Origin of the sequence: Pseudarthrobacter sp. CC12 (assembly GCF_039907755.1) — a bacterium.
In the GTDB taxonomy this organism is placed as follows: domain Bacteria; phylum Actinomycetota; class Actinomycetes; order Actinomycetales; family Micrococcaceae; genus Arthrobacter; species Arthrobacter niigatensis.
The window spans coordinates 1-1074 of record NZ_JARDJH010000092.1; the positions used below are offsets into that span (position 1 = coordinate 1).

Sequence of the window (1074 nt, forward strand, 5' to 3'; positions counted from 1 at the left end):
TGTATTGACCACAGACGTTAGTGACGCCCGGCGTGGTTTGGTGACATGAAGAAGACCTCCGGGTGGAGTGGGGCTTGTCTAGAGTCCTTTTTCCACACACGGAGGTCTTCGTGTCCCACCCTAATGCTTTCCTCACTCCTCGTGGCCGGTTACAGCTCGCGCAGTGTGTTGTTGATCAGTGCTGGAGCCTGCGCCGTGCCGCGGAGCGGTTTCAGGTTTCGGTCCCGACTGCTGAACGTTGGGCGACGCGCTACCGCCAGGAGGGACCCGAAGGAATGGTGGACCGTTCGAGTCGGCCACATTCCTCGCCCCGCAGGACTGCTACGCGTACCGAACGGAGGATCATTGCCGTGCGTGTGAACCGCCGGTGGGGCCCTGCCAGGATCGGCTATCTGCTGGGTCTGCACCCCTCGACCGTCCACCGGGTACTGTCCCGCTACCGGCTGGCGAAACTAACCTGGCTCGATCGCGGCACAGGACGAGTGATCCGCCGCTATGAACACGACAGGCCGGGGGATTTGGTCCACGTGGACATCAAGAAGCTGGGCCGGATCCCCGATGGCGGCGGACATCGAGTCGTGGGCAGGACCGCTGGCTGGAAGAACAAGACCGGCACCAAGGCCAACCGCCGGCCCGGCTACCACTACCTCCACAATGCCGTGGATGACCACTCACGACTGGCGTACACCGAGATCCTCACTGACGAAACCAAGGAAACGGCAGCAGGCTTCTGGGTGCGGGCAAACGCCTGGTTCAAAGAACACGGAGTTACCGTCCAACGTGTTCTGACTGACAACGGGAACTGCTACCGGTCCCATGCTTTCGCCGAAGCGCTGGGTCCGAATATCAAACACAAACGCACCCGCCCCTACAGACCACAAACCAACGGCAAAGTCGAACGGTTCAACCGCACCATGCTTGAGGAATGGGCCTACATCCGCCCCTACCGCTCAGAAGCCGAGCGAGTTGCTGCTTTCCCCGACTGGCTCCATGCTTACAATCACCATCGAGCCCACACTGCACTCAAAGGTAAGACACCGGCCAGCCGCGTCATCAACCTCTCAGGTCAATACA

The 1074-nt window shown here is 60.7% G+C and carries 1 protein-coding gene; it reads left to right on the forward strand.

Annotation, left to right across the window (positions count from 1 at the left end; translation table 11 throughout):
• Window positions 1-110: 110 nt before the first annotated feature.
• Window positions 111-1074: IS481 family transposase (locus tag PV772_RS22985; protein WP_347887702.1), on the forward strand; the 964-nt coding region annotated here is incomplete at its 3' end.